The sequence below is a fragment of the Vibrio sp. S457-15 genome, assembly GCF_000960545.1.
GTDB lineage: Bacteria > Pseudomonadota > Gammaproteobacteria > Enterobacterales > Vibrionaceae > Vibrio > Vibrio parahaemolyticus.
The window spans coordinates 88,654-113,101 of the sequence record NZ_JYOQ01000180.1 but is presented as its reverse complement, the minus strand read 5'-3'; the positions used below and the strand labels follow the sequence as shown (position 1 = coordinate 113,101).

At 45.4% G+C, this 24,448-nt stretch carries 20 protein-coding genes; 7 read left to right on the top strand and 13 right to left on the bottom strand.

The genetic code is table 11. The features are described from left to right. Positions 1-149: 149 nt before the first annotated feature. From UF05_RS22545 to UF05_RS22535, 3 genes are read left to right on the top strand one after another with little or no spacing between them, the layout of a single operon-like run. Entirely contained in the window at positions 150-1,268 is a 1,119-nt protein-coding gene (locus UF05_RS22545) for a glycosyltransferase (RefSeq protein ID WP_031850377.1), read from the top strand. Next, positions 1,261-2,454, top strand: a complete 1,194-nt coding sequence (locus UF05_RS22540) for a glycosyltransferase family 2 protein (protein ID WP_045545147.1) — start codon at positions 1,261-1,263, stop codon at positions 2,452-2,454. Before UF05_RS22545 ends, UF05_RS22540 begins: the two co-directional genes overlap by 8 nt. Positions 2,455-2,464: 10 nt before the next feature. Further along, positions 2,465-3,103 (top strand): sugar transferase, encoded by a 639-nt coding sequence (locus UF05_RS22535; RefSeq protein WP_005495117.1) that lies wholly within the window; start codon positions 2,465-2,467, stop codon positions 3,101-3,103. 18 nt (positions 3,104-3,121) lie between these two features. Here the strand turns inward: UF05_RS22535 and UF05_RS22530 are convergent, their stop codons facing one another. The 5 genes from UF05_RS22530 to hrpA form a co-directional block, all read right to left on the bottom strand. Next, positions 3,122-3,511 carry an ATP-binding protein gene (locus tag UF05_RS22530; protein ID WP_020840675.1) on the bottom strand — a complete coding sequence of 130 codons (390 nt, stop codon included), beginning with the start codon at positions 3,509-3,511 and terminating at the stop codon, positions 3,122-3,124. Between the two features lie 120 nt (positions 3,512-3,631). Further along, a complete protein-coding gene (locus tag UF05_RS22525) occupies positions 3,632-5,212 on the bottom strand; it encodes a BCCT family transporter (protein ID WP_025524668.1) in 1,581 nt (526 codons plus the stop codon). 383 nt (positions 5,213-5,595) lie between these two features. Then, positions 5,596-6,111 carry an outer membrane beta-barrel protein gene (locus tag UF05_RS22520; protein WP_005454858.1) on the bottom strand — a complete coding sequence of 172 codons (516 nt, stop codon included), beginning with the start codon at positions 6,109-6,111 and terminating at the stop codon, positions 5,596-5,598. 243 nt (positions 6,112-6,354) lie between these two features. Next, a complete protein-coding gene (locus tag UF05_RS22515) occupies positions 6,355-6,834 on the bottom strand; it encodes an outer membrane beta-barrel protein (protein ID WP_045545220.1) in 480 nt (159 codons plus the stop codon). A gap of 184 nt (positions 6,835-7,018) precedes the next feature. Continuing rightward, entirely contained in the window at positions 7,019-11,020 is a 4,002-nt protein-coding gene (hrpA, locus tag UF05_RS22510; RefSeq protein WP_197065590.1) for an ATP-dependent RNA helicase HrpA, read from the bottom strand. Between the two features lie 185 nt (positions 11,021-11,205). On the opposite strand from hrpA, the gene UF05_RS22505 reads away from it, so the two are divergent. Further along, positions 11,206-11,790 carry an FMN-dependent NADH-azoreductase gene (locus tag UF05_RS22505; protein ID WP_005455062.1) on the top strand — a complete coding sequence of 195 codons (585 nt, stop codon included), beginning with the start codon at positions 11,206-11,208 and terminating at the stop codon, positions 11,788-11,790. A gap of 56 nt (positions 11,791-11,846) precedes the next feature. Here UF05_RS22505 and UF05_RS22500 read toward each other — a convergent pair whose 3' ends face one another. The 6 genes from UF05_RS22500 to UF05_RS22475 form a co-directional block, all read right to left on the bottom strand. Further along, the gene (locus tag UF05_RS22500; protein ID WP_045545146.1) at positions 11,847-12,344 is read right to left on the bottom strand and encodes a 4Fe-4S binding protein; all 498 of its coding nucleotides are present in this window, start codon (positions 12,342-12,344) and stop codon (positions 11,847-11,849) included. Continuing rightward, on the bottom strand, positions 12,331-12,942 hold the full coding sequence (locus tag UF05_RS22495) for a TorD/DmsD family molecular chaperone (RefSeq protein ID WP_045545145.1): 612 nt from the start codon (positions 12,940-12,942) through the stop codon (positions 12,331-12,333). The genes UF05_RS22500 and UF05_RS22495 overlap by 14 nt, the downstream gene beginning before the upstream one ends. Before the next feature lie 92 nt (positions 12,943-13,034). Then, the gene (locus UF05_RS22490; RefSeq protein WP_045545144.1) at positions 13,035-13,886 is read right to left on the bottom strand and encodes a dimethyl sulfoxide reductase anchor subunit family protein; all 852 of its coding nucleotides are present in this window, start codon (positions 13,884-13,886) and stop codon (positions 13,035-13,037) included. Next, entirely contained in the window at positions 13,886-14,515 is a 630-nt protein-coding gene (locus tag UF05_RS22485) for a DMSO/selenate family reductase complex B subunit (RefSeq protein ID WP_005433785.1), read from the bottom strand. Before UF05_RS22485 ends, UF05_RS22490 begins: the two co-directional genes overlap by 1 nt. Further along, positions 14,515-16,962, bottom strand: coding sequence for a DmsA/YnfE/YnfF family dimethyl sulfoxide reductase (locus UF05_RS22480; RefSeq protein ID WP_045545143.1), 2,448 nt, complete (start codon positions 16,960-16,962; stop codon positions 14,515-14,517). The genes UF05_RS22485 and UF05_RS22480 overlap by 1 nt, the downstream gene beginning before the upstream one ends. 487 nt (positions 16,963-17,449) lie before the next feature. Next, a complete protein-coding gene (locus tag UF05_RS22475) occupies positions 17,450-18,730 on the bottom strand; it encodes a MipA/OmpV family protein (RefSeq protein WP_226056715.1) in 1,281 nt (426 codons plus the stop codon). 280 nt (positions 18,731-19,010) lie between these two features. On the opposite strand from UF05_RS22475, the gene UF05_RS22470 reads away from it, so the two are divergent. The 3 genes from UF05_RS22470 to UF05_RS22460 all read left to right on the top strand — a co-directional run bounded on the left by UF05_RS22470 (position 19,011) and on the right by UF05_RS22460 (position 21,849). Next, positions 19,011-19,361, top strand: coding sequence for a hypothetical protein (locus UF05_RS22470; RefSeq protein WP_015296697.1), 351 nt, complete (start codon positions 19,011-19,013; stop codon positions 19,359-19,361). 9 nt (positions 19,362-19,370) lie between these two features. Then, positions 19,371-21,320 carry an alkaline phosphatase D family protein gene (locus UF05_RS22465; RefSeq protein WP_045545142.1) on the top strand — a complete coding sequence of 650 codons (1,950 nt, stop codon included), beginning with the start codon at positions 19,371-19,373 and terminating at the stop codon, positions 21,318-21,320. 88 nt (positions 21,321-21,408) lie between these two features. After that, on the top strand, positions 21,409-21,849 hold the full coding sequence (locus tag UF05_RS22460) for a tellurite resistance TerB family protein (protein WP_005454910.1): 441 nt from the start codon (positions 21,409-21,411) through the stop codon (positions 21,847-21,849). A gap of 185 nt (positions 21,850-22,034) precedes the next feature. Here the strand turns inward: UF05_RS22460 and UF05_RS22455 are convergent, their stop codons facing one another. Next, the gene (locus UF05_RS22455) at positions 22,035-22,565 is read right to left on the bottom strand and encodes a 3'-5' exonuclease (protein ID WP_005454828.1); all 531 of its coding nucleotides are present in this window, start codon (positions 22,563-22,565) and stop codon (positions 22,035-22,037) included. A gap of 82 nt (positions 22,566-22,647) precedes the next feature. Beyond that, positions 22,648-24,189 (bottom strand): sensor domain-containing diguanylate cyclase, encoded by a 1,542-nt coding sequence (locus tag UF05_RS22450; protein ID WP_045545141.1) that lies wholly within the window; start codon positions 24,187-24,189, stop codon positions 22,648-22,650. Positions 24,190-24,448 lie beyond the last annotated feature (259 nt).

Genomic DNA, 24,448 nt, shown 5'->3' with positions numbered 1-24,448 from the left:
TCTTTTCATTAATATGAATCTCAAATTGAGAATGTTGACTTCCAGATTTAACATTAACTCCTAACTGATTGTTTTTATTTTAAATAAATAATGGCACGTAGCGTGCAATACGTTGTTCAGAGTAGATACACACTACTGAGGGCGTAAAGATGGAACGCAGAGAAAATAAAAACACCAAACGGAATCATAAAAAAGTGGTGTTGCATGTGGTGCAACACTTGGCACCGGGTGGATTAGAAACGTTAGTGCTGGATATGCTTCGCTTCGCAGAACCTCGTCACGATGTGTTTGTGGTGAGCTTAGAAGGCGCCAAATCCCAAGCCTTAGCGAAATGGGCTAAGTTGACCGAATACAAAAACCAGCTTCATTTTCTCAATAAACAGCCGGGGTTCAGCGTTAAAACCTTAGGCACACTTAGGGCGATGATCAAAGGCATGAAGCCAGATGTTGTACACACACATCATATTGGTCCTTTGCTTTACGGTGGCATTGCCTCACGTTTGGCTGGCGTTCCTGTCATCATTCACACCGAACATGATGCCTGGCATTTGAACAATAAAAAAGCTGCGCGCTTACAGTCTGTGCTGCTAAAAACCGTTCGCCCACATGTGGTTGCCGATGCGCACTTTGTTGCCGATCAAATCACAACCAAACTCAACTATCGCGATGTGTGCACCATTCACAACGGTATTGATTGTCAAAAGTTTCAGTGCGGTGATCGCCAAGCTAAAAGAAATCACTTTGGACTACCTGAGGATAAAACCGTAATTGGCGTAGCAGGCCGATTAGAAACCGTGAAAGGACATAAAGTGCTGATAGAGGCCTTCTCTCACCTTGACTCTCATACCCACCTTGCGATTGCAGGTGACGGCAGCCAACGCGAGCAACTTGAACATTTGGTACGCACACTCAAACTTGAGCAACGCGTCACCTTTCTTGGTTTAGTCGACGACATGCCAAGCTTCTACCAAAGCTTAGACTTGTTTTGTTTACCGTCTCTGCAAGAAGGGTTTCCGCTTTCAACACTCGAAGCGCAAGCGTGTGACATCCCTTGCGTCGCGACGGATGTTGGCGGCGTGAAAGAAACACTGTGCCCGAAAAGCAGCGCTTTGGTAGAACCTAACCGCGTATTTTCACTCGCGGAGGCTCTATCTAAACAATTGAATTCAAACATCCATTCGCCTCGTGCTTACATTCTTCAACATTTCGATATTCGTGACATGGTTGGTCGCTACACTCGTTTGGCTAAGGAGTCGACTTATGAATGATCTCATTTGGATTGCTGGTTTTGGTTTGTCTGCGTTTTTGATTATCTACCATCATGTGGGTTATCCGTTACTACTGAAATGGCTGCCACTCAAACCAAAATCTAACGACGAAGGCGAACACTTTGCAGACCGTCATTACAAAGCCTCGGCCAGTGATAACAAACTTCCTTCCGTGACCATCATCATCCCCGCTTACAACGAAGAGCAGTGGATTGCTGAGAAAATTCGCAACTTGGCGAGTTTGGACTACCCAAGGGATAAGCTGAAAGTGGTAATTGCGTGTGATGGTTGTACCGATAAAACTGCAGAAATCGCACAAGATACCATCCAAGAAGCGATTTGCTCTGATACCTTGTTTATTGTGAACGACCACTCTATCAATCGTGGCAAAGTCGCGTTGATTAATGAAGAGATGAAACACGTCACTTCCGACATCACGGCGCTGAGTGATACATCTGCTCTGGTTTCTTGCGACTCTCTCCTTTTAGCAAGTCAGCATTATCAAAATGAGAAAGTGGGCGTCGTTAACGCGACATACCAAATTATGCGCACAAGCAATCAAGGCGAAGCCGCTTACTGGCAGTACCAGTCTCGCGTTAAACACCAAGAATCCTTACTTGGTTCAACGATTGGTTCTCACGGCGCGTTTTACACGTTCAGGACTACGCTGTTTGAGCCACTCGAAGCTGGTACCATTAATGACGATTTCATTCTCCCTATGAGAATCGTTTTGCGAGGCTTCACTTCGGTTTACGAACCTAAGATGCTCGCGCTCGAACTGGAACAAAGCTCAGACGACGCGGACTTCAAGCGCCGCCTACGAATCTCAGCCGGAAACATGCAGCAGCTGATGCAATTGAAAAAATTGTTGCTGCCTCGCTATCGTGGCACCGCCTTTGCATTTCTATCAGGAAAGGTTCTGCGTTTAGCAACGCCGTATTTGATGATTGTGTGCTTAGTGTGCTCATTGTTACTTGCTCAACATCCGGTGTTTCTATTGTTGCTTTTGGCGCAGGTTGGCATTTACGGCATTGCGTTAATGACTTATCTGATACCAGCCCTTAACACAGTGAAACCTTTCAAACTGATTAGCTATATCGTCGTTGGCCATATCGCAAACTTTGTCGGCGGTATGAAGTACCTACTAGGCATGGAAAACGGACGTTGGAAACGCGTCAACCAATAAGGAAAGCATCATGAAAAACTCACGTTACGACTCAAATGTATGCCACGCGAAAAGAACGTTTGATGTACTGGTTGCGCTGTTGATTCTGCTAGTAACCGCACCACTGTTTCCGTTCATTGCTCTTGCCATCAAGGTCAGCTCAAAAGGCCCAGTGATTTATCGTCAACTGCGTGTTGGTCGCTGCACACCAGAGAAGATGGATCTGTTTCAAATCATGAAGTTTCGCACGATGTACATCGATGCAGAACAACGCTCAGGTGCCGTCTGGGCAACCGAAAATGATCCACGCATTACCCCGGTCGGCCGATTTTTACGTAAGACTCGTCTCGATGAGTTACCGCAGCTATTCAATGTATTGAAAGGTGAAATGTCTATGATTGGCCCTCGCCCTGAGCGACCTGCCTTCTATCAAAAGTTGGAAGATGAAATTCCATATTTTGTAGAGCGTACATACGGCGTACTGCCAGGTATTACAGGCTTGGCGCAAGTAAACCAAGGTTACGATGCTTGCATTGAAGACGTGAGAAGAAAAGTTGGTTTTGACCACAGCTACGCACTAAGCCTTGGTTCGTTTTACTCGTGGATCACGATGGATCTTTCTATCATGAGCAAAACGCTTATCGTAATGATTGATGGACGCGGCCAGTAATGCTTCGAGTCTATTTTGTTACTCTTGCCACTGGCGACGCATCTTCTCGATTGTCGCTGGTGGCACATTATGAATGCTCTGATATTCGCCCGAACACACCATCACTTCCACCTCGATAGATTTCTTTCGGCAGTAATCTAAATACCGCTTCATTTCCCAATGTCGTACAAAGGTATTACTCACAATCACGATTTTCCCTTTGTTCAACCATTTTCGCGTTTGTTCAAAACACCATTCGTGCGCTTGCGGAAGCAAAGACGGATTGAAGTGGTACTCGCCTTTCTCATTCTCAAAATACATGTCGGCTTCGAAATGCTTCGCATCGAAATCTTTCACCAATTGTTTCGCCAAAGTTGTTTTTCCTGAGCCAGGAAGGCCACGAATGAGAATAAGTTTAGCAAGCGACATAATGCAGTTGAGTGATGAAAAAGAAGCCCAAACTGTAACGGAATTTCTTAAAAAGAAAAGCAGAAATAAAAATGCCGAGCAATGAATGCTCGGCATTGAGTATTAATTTATCAACATCGATTAGCGGTAAGCGGAAAGCTCGGTACGTAAACCTTTCACCAAACTCACACACATCAACAGTAGAACAAAGGTAAATGGCAAGCCGGTCGCAACCACACCAGACTGTAGCGCTTGCAAGGCTTCTTTACCGCCAACCCAGAGCATAACCGCGGCAATTGAACCCTCGATACACGCCCAGAAAATTCGCTGTGGAACGGGAGCATCAATCTTACCGCCCGCAGTGATACTGTCGATAACCAATGAGCCAGAGTCAGATGAGGTGATAAAGAACACCAAAATCAAAACAATCGACAGAATAGAAATCACTGAACTGTATGGTAGTACATCGTAAACATGGAATAGTGTCAGTGAAATATCCGTTAAACCATTCGCACCCAATTCACCAACTTTGTTCACGACCTGATCAAGCGCAATACCACCAAATACTGACATCCAAACCAATGTTACCAACGTCGGAATCACGATGACTGCGAACAAAAATTCTCGAACGGTGCGGCCTTTCGATACGCGAGCGATAAACATACCCACAAACGGAGACCAAGATACCCACCACGCCCAGTAGAACACTGTCCAACCGTGCATCCACGTTTCGTCTTCACGACCATGCGGGTTACTCAACGGAATGATGTTTTGAATGTATGCCATTGTCGTGTCGACTAATGAACCCATCGCAGTATCAAAGGTAATGAACGTAATAAAAATAAGCAGAGCGAACGCAACGATCATATTGACGTTACTTAGGAGTTTGACACCGCCGTCAATACCACGAACAACAGAAAGCACAGCAATAAAGGTTACAAACGCAATCACCACCATTTGTGTACCGATGCCGCCGTTTAAACCAAATACATGGTTAATACCACTGGTTGCCTGCTGAGCACCCAAACCAAGAGAAGTCGCAAGACCGAACAACGTCGAAAGTACAGCAAGGATATCGATAACGTGACCTAACCAGCCCCATGCACGGTCACCAAAAATTGGGTAAAACGCCGCGCGCAGTGAAAGTGGTAAACCTTTATTAAAGGCGAAAAAAGCAAGCGCCAACGCAACAAGGGCGTAAATACTCCAACCGTGAACACCCCAGTGAAACATGGTTGCGCCCATCGCGAGTGATTTGGCATCGGCTGAATACGCTTCTGCGTTTAGCGGCGTACCCCACCAATCCGTGAAATAGGCCGTTGGCTCAGCCACACTCCAAAAGAGAAGACCAATACCCATACCTGCAGCAAACAGCATTGATAGCCATGAAACGGTTGAATGATCCGGCGTCGCCTCTTTACCGCCTAAACGAATCTTACCTAATGGCGAGAAAAGCAGAGCAACAGCGAACAATAAGAAGAAATTGGTAGACCACATAAAGAATGCATCAAACTGTTCAATAATTCCGTTTTTGATCCCGTTTAATGCGTCGCGAGCGGTGACTGGCTCGACAAGAAGAAGTGAAAAAAGACAGAAAACAACGAGACCAGCACTGATGCCGAATACGGGATTGTGTATATCGAATCCCCATTTTTGAACGTTGTCTTGGCCAACCTGATAGTCTGTTGTGTCGATACTATATTTTTTAAATGCATTATCCATAAATACAAATTTAACGTAATTTGAAACGCTTCTCAGGGGAGAAGAACTCCAATACCGCCCTCCATTAATTTGAACTCTAAACTTTAAAAACGATGCGAAGTTTATCACCAATCACAAATTTATGCAAAAATGACACTTTTATTGCATATTTACAGCAAATAAACGCCAAACAAGTGTCTTCAACTCACAGAAATAAGCTACGACATCTAACTATTTTCGAAATTGGAATACACAGAGGAAAACAGTCAATCAACAAGGTCAAACGGTATTCAGAACAAAAGAAATGACCTCGCACATAAGTGCGAGACCATTTTGAGATAGGTGGAGTTTTTCAACCAACTGTGAAGGGTGAGTTGGATAAAGAAGATCGGGAAGTTTGCGGTTTACAAGAAATGGAAAGTCACGTTGCCCGTAAAGCTGCTTAGGTTATCGCTGTCCCCATTGATATCCACGCCAAATGATTGGTAACTTGCACCAACAGAGATATTGTCTAACAAGAAATATTCCGCGCCGACGCCATACATGTAAGACACGCCATCATCTTTGCTGACCGAGCTTAATCCGCCATTGTAATCGACATTGAATGCATTAATGCCGCCTTTGGCATACACATGTAGCGGACCAAAATCGATGCTTGGTTTCGCCGCTAAGTAGAACGAAGTGAAATCCGCATCCCCTTTGTTGCCACCGAAAGACAAGTCGACTTTACCGTGGTTGAAATAGCCGACTTCGATACCGATTAATGGCAGAATCCCCGTTCCGACATGCACGCCATACGTTGTGTCGTTTTCGCCATCAATATCTGATTGACCAATTTGGCCGCCTGCATAAATCCATGAGTCAGCAAGCACTGATGTTGAACACAACGCCAAAGCCAATAACGAGAGTTTTGTTTTCATAGTTATACCTTCCTGTTCGATTCCTGAACGGAACATTACGCATACATGCGCACCTACTCGTCACTATATATTGGAAGGCATGGCGAATTTAAGACCAAAAAGTGAATAATTTATGTTCAGCTTTTGTTTGTGTGATATCAATTCAGGTGAATAGTAGAATTAAGAGCAGTTAGGATTATCAATAGACAAAAAAACACCGGCGCAATGCCGGTGTTCAGAATTTTCATCATCTTGAATGGATGATTATAGGAAGTGCAATGTCGCGTTAACAGAGAACGTACCGATGTCGTCTTTGCCCGCTGTATAGTTCATGTAGCTAGCACCAATAGACATTGGACCAAAAATGAAGTACTCAGCGCCTACACCGTACATTAGATCGAAATCATCATCGTCTTTGCCGCCTTTTACTTTCTTATCCCACTGGTGGATACCACCTTTCGCGTAAACGTGCAGTGGGCCAAAATCGATGCTTGGCTTAAGTGCAGCGTAGTAAGAAGTCAGCTTAGTATCTTGGCCGTTTACGTTGAACTCACCGTGTTGAGTTACACCCGCTTCAATACCGATGATAGGTAGAATACCTGTACCTACGTGCACAGAGTAAGACGTATCTGTCTCGCCTTTGTAGTCAGATTGACCAACAGTTGCACCGCCGTAAATCCAAGAATCTGCCATTGCCGCAGAAGATGCGCCAAGTAGCGCCACTGCTAATAGAGTTTTTTTCATCATCTACCTTTACTCTTTATTATTCCCCACGTCTTGCAAATCAGACGTTGGTACTGCAAATACAAGGGAGGCGAACCATTGCCTCCCGAGAACTAAAAACAACACGTGACAAGTTACTAGCAATTACTGTACCAGTAACTTGTTCATCGTTTACAACAAACCACAGCGCCATTTTACTTGTTGATTAACAAGCATCAATCGCGTTTTTGATTCGTTTATCAGAAACCGGATATGGAGTGCCTAATTGTTGAGCAAAGTAGCTCACTCGAAGCTCCTCAATCATCCAGCGGATTTCTTTCACATTTTCTGGAATCACCATCCCTTTCGGGATCTTATTCAGCAACTCTTTGTAATCCTTGGTGACAGATTCCACTTTAAGCATGTGCAAACGGTCTTTGTTCGGATCGATCGGCAATTTCTCCATGCGGCGCTCAATTGCACGCATGTAGCGAAGAATATCAGGCAGACGTTTCCATCCACATTCCGTTGCAAAGCCTTTAAAAATCAAACTTTCGATTTGCGCTTTGATGTCCGACAACGCGAACGCCATGGTGAAATCAATCTTGCCTTTCAGCTTTTTGTTGATGTTGAAAGCCGTCGTCAGAATGGTTTCTACCTGTTTGGCAATTTCTACCACGGTATCACCCAGTTCAGCGCGAACGTGTTCTTTCAACGCTTCAAACTTCTCCGGCTCCCAAACCAAACCGCCCTGCTCTTCAATAAGCTTATCGACACCACAGGCAATACAGTCATCAATCAGATCAAGCACTTTGCCGTAAGGGTTAAAGTACAGACCCAGCTTCGATTTGTTCGGCAAGTTTGCGTGCAAATATTTAATTGGCGACGGTACGTTCAACAAAATTAAGCGGCGCTGACCAGCGCGCATTGCGGTGATCTGCTCAAATTCAGTTTCGTAGAGTTTGATCTCAACGCTGTCTTTGGTATCAACAAGCGCCGGATACGCTTTTACATCGTAGCCGCCTCGTTTTTGTTGATACACTTTCGGTAGTTCGCCAAAGCTCCACGTATGCAGGCCTTGTTGTTCGATATCGTCATCCGCGACTTTGGAAAGCGTTTCTTGAACTTTGTCTTTCAAGCTTTCTTTCAGTTCATGAAGATCTTTATTTTCCTTCAGCTTGCGATTTCGATGATCAACCGCGCGGAACGTGACTTTCAAGTGCTCAGGCACTTGTTCTAAGTTCCAATCTTCACGCAGCACTTCTACGCCCGTCATACGGCGCAGTTCTTTTTCTAGCGAGTCCAGCAGCGGCGCTTCCATTGGTGTTACGCGTGCTAAAAACGCATCCGCATAGTTCGGTGCCGGCACAAAGTTCTTACGAATTGTCTTCGGCAGAGACTTAATCAAACTCACCACAAGCTCATGGCGTAACCCCGGGATCTGCCAGTCAAAACCTGCTGGTTCGACTTGGTTTAAAATCGGCAACGGCAAGTGTACGGTTACACCGTCACTATCATCACCCGGTTCAAACTGGTAACTCAACTTGAGCTTCAAACCATTCTGATGCCAGAAGTTCGGGTAATCCAAATCGGTGACATGACTAGCATCGCCCTTGAATAGCATCTCTTTTTCAAAGTTCAGCAGTTCCGGATTTTCTTTCGATGCCTTTTTCCACCATGTATCGAAATGCTTACCAGACACCACTTCGGTACCAACGCGTTGGTCATAAAAATCAAACAGCTCATCATCATCCACCAAGATGTCACGACGACGAGATTTGTGTTCAAGCTCTTCCACTTCTTGCAAAAGCTTACGGTTTTGCTTGAAGAACGCGTGTTTGGTTTCCCACTCACCTTCAACCAATGCACTACGAATAAAGATTTCGCGGCTAACGGTAGGATCGATACTGCCGTAGTTCACCAAACGTTTCGGTACGATTGGTACGCCGTAAAGCATGACTTTTTCATGCGCCATCACCGCCGCGCGTTTCTTCGACCAATGCGGTTCGCTGTAACTGCGCTTGATAAGGTGCTTGGCTAATGGCTCGATCCACTCCGGTTGAATCTTGGCAATGATGCGACCCCAAAGTTTTGAGGTTTCCACCAGCTCAGCCGACATGATCCACTTAGGTTGCTTCTTGAACAGCCCCGATGCTGGGAAGATATGAAAACGAGCGTTACGCGCGCCTTGGTATTCATTCTTCTCTTGGTCTTTCATACCAATGTGCGACAACAAACCAACCAGAATCGCACTGTGTACGCCATGGTAAGACGCAGGCTCATCGTTAAGTTTGAATTCCATTTCACGCATCGACTGGTGAATCTGGAAGTACACATCTTGCCACTCACGTACGCGCAAGTAGTTCAAGTAATCTTGCTTACATTGTTTGCGGAATTGGTTGCCCGTCAACGCTTTCTGCTGCTTCTGGATGTAATCCCACAAGTTCACAAATGTCAGGAAATCCGACTCTTCATGGAAGAAACGACGATGTTTATCATCTGACGATTGTTGTTTGTCTGAAGGACGCTCACGCGGATCTTGAATCGACAATGCCGCTGCAATGATCATCACTTCTTTTAGTGCACCATATTTTGGCGCTTCCAAAACCATACGTGCGAGACGCGGGTCGATAGGCAAGCGAGCCAGTTGGCGACCAATGCTGGTTAAACGTTTCTTACCACCTTGAGAAACGGAATCTGTCGCTTCGGCGTTAATTGCACCAAGTTCTTCTAGTAGGCGTACACCGTCTTGGATATTGCGTTTATCCGGCGCTTCCACAAATGGGAACGCTTGAATATCGCCCAAACCCAGTGCCGTCATTTGCAAGATAACCGACGCTAGGTTAGTACGCAGGATCTCAGGATCGGTAAACTCCGGGCGTGACTCAAAATCTTCCTCTGAGTACAGACGGATACAGATACCCTCTTCCACACGACCACAACGACCTTTACGTTGGTTCGCACTCGCCTGAGAAATTGGCTCGATTGGAAGGCGTTGTACTTTAGTACGGTAACTGTAACGGCTAATACGCGCCGTACCCGGATCGATCACGTATTTGATGCCCGGAACCGTCAACGAGGTTTCTGCTACGTTGGTTGCCAGTACAATTCGACGACCAGCATGCGGTTGGAAGATCTTGTTCTGTTCACCCGCCGACAAGCGCGCGTAAAGCGGCACAATTTCCGTGCTCTTCAGGTTACGTTTAGACAGTGCATCAGCGGTATCACGGATTTCACGCTCACCGTTCATGAAGATCAGGATGTCACCTAAACCTTCATCACACAGTTCGTCTACCGCTTCGAAAATACCTTCAAGCTGGTCACGATCATTATCGTCATCACCACTTAATGGTCTGTAACGAGTTTCTACTGGGTAAGTACGACCAGACACTTCAATAATTGGTGCATTGTTGAAGTGTTTTGAAAAACGCTCTGGGTCGATGGTTGCCGACGTGATGATCACTTTCAAATCAGGACGACGTGGTAGCAACTCTTTCAAGTAACCCAAGATGAAGTCGATGTTAAGGCTGCGCTCGTGCGCTTCATCGATAATGATGGTGTCGTATTGATTTAAGAAACGGTCATGCTGAATTTCAGCCAGCAAGATACCGTCCGTCATCAATTTGATTTGGGTGTTTTCAGAGATCTGATCGTTGAATCGAACCTTGTAACCAACAAACTCACCCAGTTTGGTTTCCATCTCTTCGGCAATACGGTTCGCAACCGAACGCGCCGCAAGACGACGGGGCTGAGTATGACCAATCAGACCGAACTTACCGCGACCAAGCTCAGCACAAATTTTTGGTAGCTGAGTGGTTTTACCTGAACCGGTTTCACCTGCAACAATAACCACCTGGTTTTCTTCAATCGCTTTCGCTATGTCGTCTTTCTTCTGGCTAACTGGCAGGATTTCTGGGTATTCAATCGTTGGCTTGTAGCTGCTGCGTTGTTCCGCAACCATCATCGATTTAGCAATGTCTAATGCGATTTCATCAAACACAGCGTTACGCGCTGCGTCCTTCTTAATTTTGCTTGCACCAGAGATTCTTTTACTCAAACGAAAACGGTCGCGCATCATGCACTGATTCAGTGCTTTACGCAGAGATGCCGCGCTATTCACTTGAGCCTGAGGTGTTTGAGCTTGTTTCGCTGTCGCCTTTTGCGCACCATTTGACGGTGTCACTTGCTCTTCAACGGGGGTCTTTTTTGGGGGCTGTGACGAAGTCAAAGCGTTTCCTATTCTTTTCATTACAAAAACTGCGCGGATTGTATCACACAAGGTCTGCAACAAGATAACCGAAAGCTCATTCAATTTTTTCGAACATGTTAAGCGAATCGCTAGGCTTTTGAACTCACTTACCTTGCTTATAATGGCTCCCATAGTCGAAAGCACTTATTTAAGGAATAACCATTATGTCTCGTGTACTAGCTCTAAAATCAAGCATCCTTGGCGATTACTCTCAATCAAACAAATTGGTTGAAGACTTCATCAAAAATGTAGACCAAGACAAACTGACCGTTCGTGATTTGGCTGCAAACCCACTGCCAGTTTTGGACTTCGCCGTTGCCACTGCACTTCGCGCAACGGAAGATCTTTCACAAGAACAACAAGCGGTTGTCGACTTGTCTGATACCTTGATTGAAGAAGTAAAGGCCGCAGACACTTTGGTTATCGCTGCACCAATGTACAACTTCACCATTCCGACTCAGCTTAAAAACTGGATTGATTTGATTGCTCGTGCAGGCGTGACATTCAAATACACAGAAAACGGCGTTCAAGGTTTGATTGAAGGTAAGAAAGCGATCGTAGTAACGACGCGCGGTGGTATCCATAAAGATTCACCAACCGACAACGTGACGCCATACCTACGCACTGTACTGGGTTTTGTAGGAATCACTGATGTGGAATTTGTTTACGCAGAGGCGCTAAACATGGGTGACGATGCGGCATCGAAAGGCATTTCAGAAGCGCAAAGCCAACTTGCCACAATGGCATAACTTCAACGACAAAAAGAATACAAACGAAAAGGGATTGGTTTACGCCAATCCCTTTTTTATCGTTTTAAGTCAAAGCTGATCATGCTGGTGTAACAGCTTTGCGCACATTGCCCACAACCTTTGCATTTGGCTGCATCAATTTTGGGTTTGGCATCGTCTTGCCATTGCAATGCATCGTAAGGGCAACTGTCCTCGCAACTGCCGCAATAACCGTATAAGTTTTCACAGCTGTTCGAGATAGTTGCAATCAAGCCTGTAGACTCTGTTTGATTTGAAAGCGCCAATGTAGGACACGCCGACTTACACTCACCGCATAAATCACATGCTGAGTAGCTGATGTCTAACGCGGCCACGCCATCGACCATTTCAATGATTTGGCTTGGACATGCAGAAGCACACTTACCGCACCCATCACAAAGCCGCGTGAACATTGATTCTTCCACCGCATAAGGCGGTCTCGCTTTAACACGAGGCTCTTGAGCTTGTTCCACTGGCGCACGACGGAACGAAAACAAACGCCGCTTGCTTAGATCAACCGATTCAGACTGGCGCATCCGAGTAATCTCTCTTTGCAGGCACAACGACTTGGTATTGTTCACTCAGGGATTGAAGTAATTCTTCAGTAAGGTTCGACAGTTTTGAGTAAGGCGTGAGAGTCACCGCTTTTTTGAAGCGCTTGTTGAAAAAGCCAAACCACGTCATCAAATGTTCGCGCAGCATTTCAGCCGCCAGTTTTTGCTGTTCAGTTTCAATCAACATCCCTAACACCATCAGCATCAAGCCGATCTGGTCTTCTGGCTCACGTTGGTCCGATTCCAAAGCAAAGCCGCAACGCTGCAAAAAGTAACGATATTCAATGGTTGATTCACCAAACAACACCGCCTCTTTATCTAGATAAGCCGATCCCCAAGGTGGCGCTGGCATCTCACCAATACCGGCAAACATGCGATCGTGCTCCATTTGCAGTGCCTCTTCGCTCTCGTTTTGAAAGCTGCGCAGCATGTCATTAAGCGCTTCGATTGGTGTATCTGTATTGCTCAGCAACGTATCGAGATTGGCCGCTGGATAATCTTTAGGCTGGTAGTAAAACAGTGCACCAAACAGCTTAAGAACGATGCTGGTATCTTGTGGGTCAAGTTGAGAAATTTGCATGAAGTACCTTTGATGACTGGTGTTTTTATTCTTCGATTAAGTAAAACGGAAAAGAGGTGGGACGAACAGTCGCCCCCCTCTATTAACGGTTATCAGTACAAACCAGACGTAAAGTGCATGCCGTAGAACACGTTGCGACCTAGAATCTCTGCAACGAACAAGGCAACGAATGCCACGATAACCAGCAAGTTCTTCTGACGACCTTCTGCGGTAAACAACTCAACGAATACCCAAAGAGCAGCAGCAACCACAAGCAACAGTACGTGACCAGCCACGTAGCCAGATAACATAGTGATTTGATCTAAGCCACTGTGAATCGCCGTTGAGATACCTGCGAAGTGAATCGTCTGCATTACTGAGAACGCTAGGTTCAGTGCAATCAGACTTACGCCAGCCCACATTAAGCGACGATTGGTTTTCTCAGCCGTCACGTCCAATACGTTGATCAGCGTGTAGCCAAACATCAGACCCGAAGTCACGACCGTGAACCAAAACGCAACCGTTGTCATTGGTGAGTACCATGCTGGTACCGTTTCGATTTGGTAAACATTTGCCATCGCGAACATGAAAATCACGCCAACCGCGATAGATAACCAGTTCACGATTTTGCGCACGCCTTCGCTGCCGATTTTTAGAATCGTTAGCAACCAGTACAAACCCGCTAGAGACAGAAAGCTTGCACCCGTTAAGATCTCGTTAGATAGCGCCGCACTACCAACACGGTTTAATGCGTTGAAGGCACGAAGTGGGCTACCTAAGTGAGTGGTTGAGAACAAGAAACCCAAACCCATTACAACCAAAATTGCGAATCGAGCGATGTTCATACGAGGTTCTGTCACGCGTGGTGGCTTACCGAATTTCTCGAACGCATTAACCGTTAAGTGCGCGCCAACCGCGGTTTGAGCAAGAACCGTAAAGGCAACTAATGGTGCTTCGTATAACATTATTTCACCTCTCTTGGATTCTGTAGGAAACCCGTGCGGTCATTGGTTGGGCGACCATTTGGATTTAGCTTCACGATCAGGTTCGGACTCGTAATGCGAGAATCTGGCAGTGGTGCCACATCCGCGTTTGAACCGTATTTCGCACGCAGCTCATCAATTGGACCAAACTCAATCGCACGTAATGGACAGCTATCAACACACACTGGCATTAAGCCTTCTGCGACACGTTCGTAACAACCATCACACTTAGTCATGTGACCTTTTTCTTCGCTGTATTGAGGTGCACCGTATGGGCATGCCATGTGACAAGATTTACAGCCGATACACACGCTTTCATCGACAACGACAAAGCCGTCTTCTTCACGCTTGTGCATTGCACCAGATGGACAAACCTTGGTACACGCAGGGTTAGTACAATGGTTACAAGAGATCGATAGGTAGTACGCAAACACATTTTGACGGAACGCGCCGTTTTCTTCTGTCCAGTTGCCGCCTACATATTCGTAAACACGACGGAAGTTACGGTCGATACCCAGATCTTTGTTGTCTTTACAAGAGAGCTGACATGTTTTGCAGCCAGTACATTTGCTTGAATCAATGTAAAAGCCATACTGCTTCGCTGTGCTCATTATTTAGCCCCCATTTTCTTAATTAGCGTCACTTCAACGAGGTTGGTATGGCTCGGGTTCGATTTTGCCAATGGGCTTGGACGTTGTGTTGTCAGCACGTTGATTGAACCCGCTTGGTCAACACCTTTTGCGTTTGGTGCGTACCATGCACCCTCACCTAAGCCAACAACATGCGGCATGATGCGGGGGGTCACTTTTACGCGAACGTTCATTTCACCAAACTTGCTACGAACGCTCACCAAATCACCGTTGTCGATGTTGCGTGACGCTGCATCAATCGGGTTGATCCAAAGCTCTTGTGGCGCTGCTGCTTTTAGGATGTCCACGTTGCCGTACGTTGAGTGCGCGCGTGATTTGTAGTGGAAGCCCGTTAACTGAAGTGGGAACTCCTTACGATCTGGTGAATCCCAGCCGTTGAATGTCGAAACATATTCAGGCAATGGCTTGATGGATTCATCTTCATCCAGTTCCCATTCTTCGTTGATCTTCGCGAGGGTCTCTGAGTAGATCTCAATCTTACCTGACGGTGAAGGCAACGGATTCGCTTCTGGGTCACGACGGAAGTCTTCAAACGCCACGTGTGGGCGGTCGAATTGCTTCTTGTAGATGCCCTGCTTTCTCATCTCATCGTAAGACGGCAGGTTTGGATCGTTATTTTGCTTAACAGTCTGAGCGTACATCCACTGGAGCCACTCTTCTTGAGTGCGACCTTCAGTAAATTCATCAAACACGCCCATACGTTTCGCCACACCAGACATGATGTCGTAGATTGGCTTACATTCGAAACGAGGTTGAATCGCTTGGCTTGCAAAGATGAAGTAAGGCATTGACGCTGCCGCACCATCCATACAGAAATCTGATTGCTCTGACGTTGTACAGTCTGGCAGTACGATATCGGCATACTTCGCAGAAGACGTCATGTGGTTGTCGATCACCACAATCATTTCACACGCTTTTTCATCTTGAAGAATGTCGTGTGTGCGGTTGATATCTGAGTGTTGGTTAATTAGACAGTTACCTGCATAGTTCCAGATGAACTTGATGTTGTTTTGCAGCTTCTTAACGCCTTTGATGCCATCAGTAAGATCGGTCATCTCAGTGCCGCGGAAAATCGCATCTGTCCAAAGGAACATTGGGATAGAAGCGCTGATCGGGTTTGGTACTTTCGGGAAGCGTTGGAATGGGTAAGAGTGGTTACCCTCACGAGCACCAGTACCACCGCCTTGTAGGCCAACCTGACCACGAAGCAGAGACAGCATCATGATCGCTTTACATGCTTGCTCACCGTTTGCTGAGCGTTGTAGACCCCAACCTTGCGTGATGTAAATACGTTTTGCATCGCCGATTTCACGCGCAAGTTTCAAGATCACATCAGCAGGAATACCTGTGATTGGTTGTGCCCACTCCGGCGTTTTCTCGATACCATCCGGACCTGTGCCCATGATGTAATCTTTGTAGCTGCCATTTTCTGGCGCTGATGCTGGCAGAGTTTTATGGTCGTAACCCACACAGTAGCGGTCAAGGAAGTCTTGGTCGACTTTATCTTCGCTGATCAGTACATGGGCGATAGCAGCGACAAGGGCCGCATCGGTACCGTGTTTGATAGGAATCCATTGGTCTTCACGGCCAGCGGCAGTATCGGTGTAACGAGGGTCGATACAGATCGTACGTGTGTGGCTAATATTTTTTGCGTCCACGTAGTTGTGGATTTGACCACCGCCCGACATACGCGTCTCGGCTGGGTTGTTACCAAACATCAGACAAAGATCTGCGTTCTGTATGTCGTCAATCGAGTTGTTGTCTACCCAAGTGCCGTAGAAATACTCAGACATACATTCAATGTTCGCTGCTGAGTAGTCACCATAGTGGTTCAGGTAGCCACCACACAGGTTCATCATACGTGCAACCAATGTCGCGCTTGGATCCCAACTCTTAGTTACCGTACCGCCCAAGGTACCCGTACCGTAGTTTAAGTAAACCGCATCATTACCGTAGTCTTTAATGATGCGTTTTAGATTGTCACCGATGAGGTCAAAGGCTTCGTCCCAAGTAATGCGTTTGAACTTACCTTCACCACGTTTACCAACGCGAAGAAGTGGGTATTTCAAACGGTCTGGCGAGTAAACACGGCGACGCATAGAGCGACCACGCAAACAAGCACGTACTTGATGGTTGTGGTTATACACATCATCACCCGTGTTATCGGTTTCTACCCATTTGATTTCACCGTCGACCACGTGCATACGAAGCGGACAACGAGAACCACAGTTTACGGTACATGCCGACCAGACAATTTTTTCATTGGGTTTTGCTGGCGTTTCTTTGGCAACCGCTTTAGTTGCGAACGGGAGAGAAAGCGCGTTTCCTGCTAACGCTAAAGCGCCAAGTGCAGAACCGCACTTTAAAGCATCACGCCGAGTAATATTAAACTTACCATTTTGACTCATGGTTTTTTCCTAAGTGCATTTAAAATTGGGAGTGGCGCTTAATTAATAACAAGTGGGGAAAGAACACTAATTAGAAACAAATAAGATATAGAGATCGTATTTTCAAAATAGGCATGATTTGAAAATATCTAAAACACTTTGAGGTCAAAGTGACATTTCTAAGATCTATTAATCAAGCTTTACTTATCAGGCCTTGAGCAACTAAAGCCAGACAAGAAACCACTATCGATATCCTTGTAGATTTAATGGTTAATAAGTTTGACCACTATCAATTTATAAATGGCACGATGTGTAATCTTATATTTCATTTTACGATTTTTTATTAATGAAATATGAATAGGTCAGAGCTAGGTAAAATAGATAATATTTACTAATCTAAATTGAATATATAAATACAAAAATAGAATACAGAAGAATAAAAATAGTAATTGTTATCAATCATTGGATAATAAAAAGCCCTGTAGGATTACAGGGCTTAATAATGTATTTAGAATTCGTATTGGAAATAAATCGTGTTGTAGTTACTTCCACCTTTAATTCTGCCAAATTGAGAGGCGTTTTCGAAGATCGCAGAGCGATGGTGTAACGAATACCCCACCCACATGTTATCCCAATCTTTTTGGTTAAATAGGTCACCGACGTTCACATCCAATGAAAAGTCCAGATAGTTAAGCAAGTTACTTGGCGTGTAACCTTTCTCTTCCATTTCTGTACCTTCGATATAGGTGATGTTGTCAATGTAAGACATCCCTTCCGCAACACCAAAACGCCATTGAGTCGGCCAGTTAAAGGTGTAATACGCTTTAATCGCCATGACATATTCGGTACTAGATGACTGAACATCCGACGACCAATGATGAACCAAACCAGGCGTTAAATAGATATCAAGAGGCAAACCAAACAGTTCATCAGTTAACGGATGTCCGTAGAAAAACGAAGTGAGCTGATTATCGTATTCATCCTTTTCAGCGTTGAACTTGAAAATGTCGCCCATATTGGAAGGCGTCGCCCAGCCGTGCGCAATTCGCAAATATGGACGATTGTGAAGGTCAGATTTTCGCTCTTTGCCTTTGTCGTTAAAGAAGCCGAAACCGACAAACACTTCACCTTGGTAACGATCTTCGACAATTCCACTCTTGTAAGCTTCGTTGTCTAAGCGCGTCACGCTGGTTTCGCCCAACAAATAGAGGTTAGAAATCACGTGATAACGCGCTTTGATGCCAAGATTAGCATCTGCGCCAGCACCGATTCTTTCCCCTGTCACATCTTTGAAAGCGTAATACTCGCTGTTGAAATCAGAGTCCTTATAACGGATGGTAAAAGATGGTTCGAACTCCCAATCACCCAGCTCGTAATTTGCTGCAATTCTGTAGTTTGAGTGAAACTGAAACTCGTCATCCGTCATCAATTCCACTTCAGCGCGCCAGTTTTCATTGAAGTCATAACGCAGTTGGCCACCAAAATCGACGCGATCACCTTCAAACGCGTTTTGAACGGATTTAGGAATGTCGACAAAACGAAGACGCGTAATCGCACTCACTCGCCAGTCAGAATCCTCTTCGTTAAACAGAAAAGCGCCACCCTCGAGTCCGTTAATGTACAAATGTTCATTTTCAAAAAACATCATCGGCACGAAGGTGCTCACCGTAGAGTCATCGTTAGCAGTGTAAAAAGGAATCGAGGCCGTGCGATACATGGCGGCAATGCCCCACGTTTGCTCATCTGTTGCATAAGCCGTTGATACAGCCGCAGCGAGCGGAAGCATCATGGTGGCTTGTTTCAATCTCTTCATGGGTTTTAATCAAAGTTGATGGAGAAAATCAGTGAATTAAGCTTATGTTCTTTCGATATTAGCCGTTACAATACTTAACGTTGTCATGTGCGTGACAGTTCGTGTCATGCACTTTGATACGTTGGCATGAACATAATCTCAGTGCGTTGTTAACCTAACAACGAACTATGCCAGCAATCTAGGCATGTCGTCACCAAAAATCATTAAAAGCAGCCACTTATGGGTTTAGCTTAAACTTAAACATAACGAAGTAAACGTGAAAGCATCAGAACTTATCTCTATCCTCAATAATTTGCCGTCTAACTCCAACCCAGACATCGTGATGGGAGAAGAGTGGCTACCTGAAAGATTAGTGGATACCAAGCTCGATGGTGAGCTCCTGTTTTTGCATTTCGATAACGCACCTGAAGATGGACAAGGTGACGAAGAAGGCCGTGGTTTTGTCGATCATGAAATAGATTTGATACGCACTCGCCTACAACAAATTCTGGATGAAGACAGTGACAACGCATCAAAAGCGGATGCGATGTTAGGTTTGTTTTTAATGGGACATGAACTTAGCAGCTCTCAAGTCATCGAAGTATTAGAAGAAGAATCAGATACATAAGGAAGCGCTTTGCCAACAACGTTGACCAATACTGAACCTACTCCCCTTCCTCTTATTATTGCAGGGCCTGTCCTGCGCAAAGTCACCGCGTCTGAAATCAACATTTGGCTAGTGACGACCAAGCCTCTTAAAGGCGTGGTTGAAGTAATGGATGCAAGCACTCACAACGCATACACATCACAATCACTTGATGAACTTCAGCAGCTCCAAATAGGCCAGAGAGCATGGGTAAGCTTACTCGCCATTAAAGGTGATTACCCAACTCATCAACCGCTTCGCTACCAAATTCAAACTCAAGATGGTCTATTGACTGAGCTGTTGCCACATCTGAACTATGAACAAGACCAACATCCACATCAAGGATTGGAGTTTGTGATCAGCGAAAAAGCCGATTACGTTCTTCATGGCTCTTGTCGAAATCCTCACCATTTTAGTAAAGACACTTTAGTCACTGCAGACGAAAAGGTCGCTAGCTTACGTGTTGATGAGCGACCAGACATGCTGATCATGAGTGGCGACCAAATTTATGCAGACCACGTAGCGGGGCCGACTTTGGACGCCATTGAGCAAGTCGTTAAGCTACTAGGGTTACCAGACGAGCAATTTGAGCAAGCGCCCATTGCAGATACAAAAGCACTGTATAAACACCCAGATTGCTACTATGGACGCGATAAGCTTCTGCCACATTATGTCGATGATGGTAGTTTGTTAACTAAGCTGTTCCCTCATCGTGGCACACCCATTTTTAGTGCGAAAGAGTGTGAAAACCACCTGATCAGTTTCGCTGAATGCTTTGCGATGTATCTGCTAGTTTGGTCACCTACCCTTTGGGATCTAATCAAACGCGACCGCTTGCTGGAAACTGCATTCACGGTTGGTGGAAAAACTCTCGAACCAAAATGGCAGCAGCAATGGCGCGAGGAAAAAGTCCAAATCGATAACTTTGTTGCAGGTTTGGCGAAGGTACAAAGACTGCTCGCGCACATTCCTACCTATATGATCTTTGATGATCACGACGTAACCGACGATTGGAACTTAACCATCGGCTGGGAACAAGCGGCTTACAGCAACGCTTTCTCAAAACGCATTATCGGCAACAGTTTGATCGCGTACTGGCTTTGCCAAGGCTGGGGAAACGCGCCAGAAAAGTTTAACGAGACGTTTTGGCGACACGCGAACCACTTTTTCGACGCGCCCTCTTCGCAAGCTCAAGATGCCTTTATTCAACATCTCTATCGCTTCGAAGAATGGCATTACACCATCCCTACTTCACCAAAGGTCGTGGTACTCGACACACGAACTCGCCGCTGGCGGTCTGAATCTCGCATGAATAAACCATCGGGTTTGATGGATTGGGAAGCGATGATTGACTTCCATCAAGAGCTGGTGCATCAAGACAAAGTGATTATTGTTTCTGCCGCTCCCATGTTTGGTGTGAAATTCATTGAAGCCTTGCAGCGTGTGGTAACAATGCTTGGCAAACCGTTGATGGTCGATGCCGAAAACTGGATGGCGCATCCGGGCAGTGCCAATACGCTCATCAGTATTTTTACGCATACCAAAACACCAACCAACTTTGTGATTTTGTCTGGTGACGTTCACTACTCGTTCGCCTATGACATCAAATTGCGTTATCGAAAAAACAGCCCGAATATTTATCAAATCACCTGTAGCGGAATTAAAAACCAGTTCCCTACGCAACTGCTCACGATCTGCGATGGCCTAGACAGAATGCTTTACAGTCCGCGTTCACCTCTCAACTGGTTTACGAAACGTAAACGCTTGAAGATCTACAAACGCGCGCCAAGCACTCACAATTTTTATCGCTTGGTTAATCACAGTGCTATAGGAGAGTTACGCTTGGACGATGAAGGAAAACCGAGTCACATCGGCATTCTGACTAGCGACGGAGAGGAGATTAACTTCCCTCCAACTCGCGCAGAAGATAAAGGAAAATAACCTGTCAGTGCGGTGCTAAATTTGATACGACACCTTGAGATTTACCGTATCTATTACCATCTTAAAAGAAAACAGCTTGGTGCTTACTATGTTTAATTCTCTTACTTCGTTGTTTAAACAACTTATCGACGGCTCGGATTTGAGCAAAACCAATGCGCTGTCGCCAAACATGGCGATCGCATGTCTGCTGTGTGAAGTGTCTGGTGCGGATCATCTAATTGATGAAAAAGAAGAAAGCACAAAGCGTTCTTTACTGATGAAGTTGCTCGAGTTAAACGAGCAAGAATCGGAGCAATTACTTGCTCAGGCAAAAGAAAAAACGCAAGACGCTACCTCTTTGTACGATTTTACTTCCCAGCTTCGAGAACTCACACAAGAGACTCGCTACAACTTGATTAAGAGCATGTGGGAAGTCGCGTATGCCGATGGACAAATCGACCCACTTGAGGATGCCGTAATTCGCAAAACCGCAGAACTCTTGTACGTTGACCACAGCGATTTTATCCGCGCAAAACTGCAATCACAGTAACGCAGTGACAATAAAACTTGTGCTCAATGCTCATTTTCTACCAATAAAAAAACGCGCATCACGCGCGTTTTTTCTTCAGCCAACGACATTGTTATTAAAATACTGGTCAAGGTATGAATGTGTTTGACAGCTTCTACACTAAGCTACATCCATGACAAAACAACAATGATTGGATGACGAATTAATTACAGCATGGTGAGCGCAAGCTTCGCTAGGTTGTGCGCGTCCACGTAGCCCGAGTGCTGACGCCCTTCCCACTCAATGCCTTTTGCTTCTTGAGCAGCTCGGTGGCCAATTCGCTTGTCTTTTAAACGGTTTTGAATACGGTACAGCGTCGCGAGATTGATGAATTCCGTAAACGGCGCTTCAATGCCTTTTTGTTTACACTCTTCAAGAAGAATGACATCGTCACGTCCCCAAGAAGCATAAATCTTGTTGCGACCACCAAAGTTCTTAATCATAGATTTGATTACTTCGGCCAATGGTCTGCCTTGCTTTTCGATTTTACGCGGCGTGATGCCCGTCAGTTCGGCACAAAATAGTGACACTTCATCGTGTTCTGGCTTCACATAGTATTGAGCACGCTTGACGATCTCGCCTTTAGACAAATCTATTTCAGCTAACCCTACTTCGATGATCTCTCCCGTGCGGCCGACGCCATTCTCGCTCCAGCAGCACATTTCTAAATCGAAACAGACGATACGGTTATGGTTCATAGCTTGTCTTGGTTCCTAGCGTAAATTTGAAAGGGTGCGATTCTACCGCAACACTATGAAAAACTCGAATTTGCGCGCTGATTTAATCGCCGATCGACACGGTATTACGGCCATTTTCCTTACTTAAGTACAGTTGAGCATCCATTTTGTGGTATAAGTTTTCCGGATCTTCGTCGTGATGAACTACCGCACCAATACTCAGTGAGCAAATTATAGACGCCTCTTCATAGTCAAATGACGAGCTCGCCACGATACCGCGTAACTTTTCAAGATACGCTTCTAGCTCTTCTGTGTCCGTCACCGTGGAAAGAATACAAAACTCATCTCCACCAGCACGATAGAATCGGTCACCAGTATTTAAGTTGGCACTAACCAATTTCGTGACATGAAGTAACGCTTCATCACCCGCCAAATGGCCGTACTTATCATTAATCACTTTAAAGTGGTCAATATCGAAACCAACCAAAGAGAACGGTTTACCGCTATTAATTTGATTGAGCAAGTTGTCGTTAAACACTCGACGGTTCAACAATTGCGTCAGAGGGTCTAACTCGGCCATGCGTTTTAGCTCCACCGTCTTAATATCAAGCATTTCGGCTAAACGTTCTTTTTCTCGCGACTGTAAGTTAACGATGTAGCTGATCAAAAACGCAATCAGAAGACCTGCGATGGTCGTTCCCGTTAAAATGGAGCGCTCCCAAGCAGACACGGCATCTGAAAGTTTAAAATCAATTCGCCATTGTCGATTAGGCAGCTGAATCGTTCGGCTGATCACTTTACCGCTTATCCGGTCCCAGTTCTCACTTTGAAACAAAAACGGGTCGTCAGAGGCATCGAAACCTAAGTCTTCCACTCTGACCGACATATCAAGTTCCGTCGCCGTCTTGGTGATCAGTTCTTCGAAATAAACAGTGCTACGAATCACACCTGTAACCACGCCCAACAGGTTTTTATTCTCGAAGTCAAAGACCGGGTGATACACCAGCAAGCCAGATTTGGGGATGGATTTGTCGTAGCCGTCTTGAAGCAGACGAACTTTATCGGAAACATTTGCGCGTTTGTGTGTCGAAATGTCGTCAAAGATCAAATCAAAACGCTTTCGAGAGGAGTAAAAACCAAGTAAAGATAAGTTGGCTTGGGTTCTTGGGTAGATGTCCGTTGCAACGTAAACAGGAGTGTTGTTTTCTAGAATGTAGCCAAAGGTTTTGGGCTGATCTTTTGGAACGGTAAAAATTTGGTAATCTGGGTATGTTTGACGCATTTTAGCAATGTGCGCGTTTAAATCTTCTCGCTCTACTCGTTGCATCCACTGCAAACCAATCAAACTGTGCGAGCTATTGATAACCTGCTCTGCATAAACGGGAAATGCTGACCAATAAGAACTGTCTATAGAATGATAAAAATTGGCCCCCGCTCCGATAAATTTCAAATCATTTTCAACATTTGCTTTTAGAGATTCAGCTTGTCGATCTGCAAGGGTTGCAAAAGTAGCGAGGGTATATCGTTGCTGAATTTGGTAGGCCACACCAACTACGCCTGCAGTGACGAGGAGCGCCGCTACAAAAGCAGAAATGGAATCAGAGTGTCTCTTTATAAAGCTCTTTTGAGCAGTGCTTGTGGTCATCTCGTCTACTGATATTTCCGTAAGTTAAACTTCGGTATTTAGGGAAATACTGCGTTACCAGCGAATAAACATCAAGCAGCAACCTACCAAGCTTAGTCCAATCGTTGATTTTTCACGCTGATCGTACGGTATATTCACGAATTATTACAGCCTTAGGCCTTGAATATGCTACCATCCGTCATCATTTTAATGTCTAAACTTGGTGCAAGATCGCAAAGACGATCGCTTTTAGTCAATAAATTGAGCCAACACTGAGCAC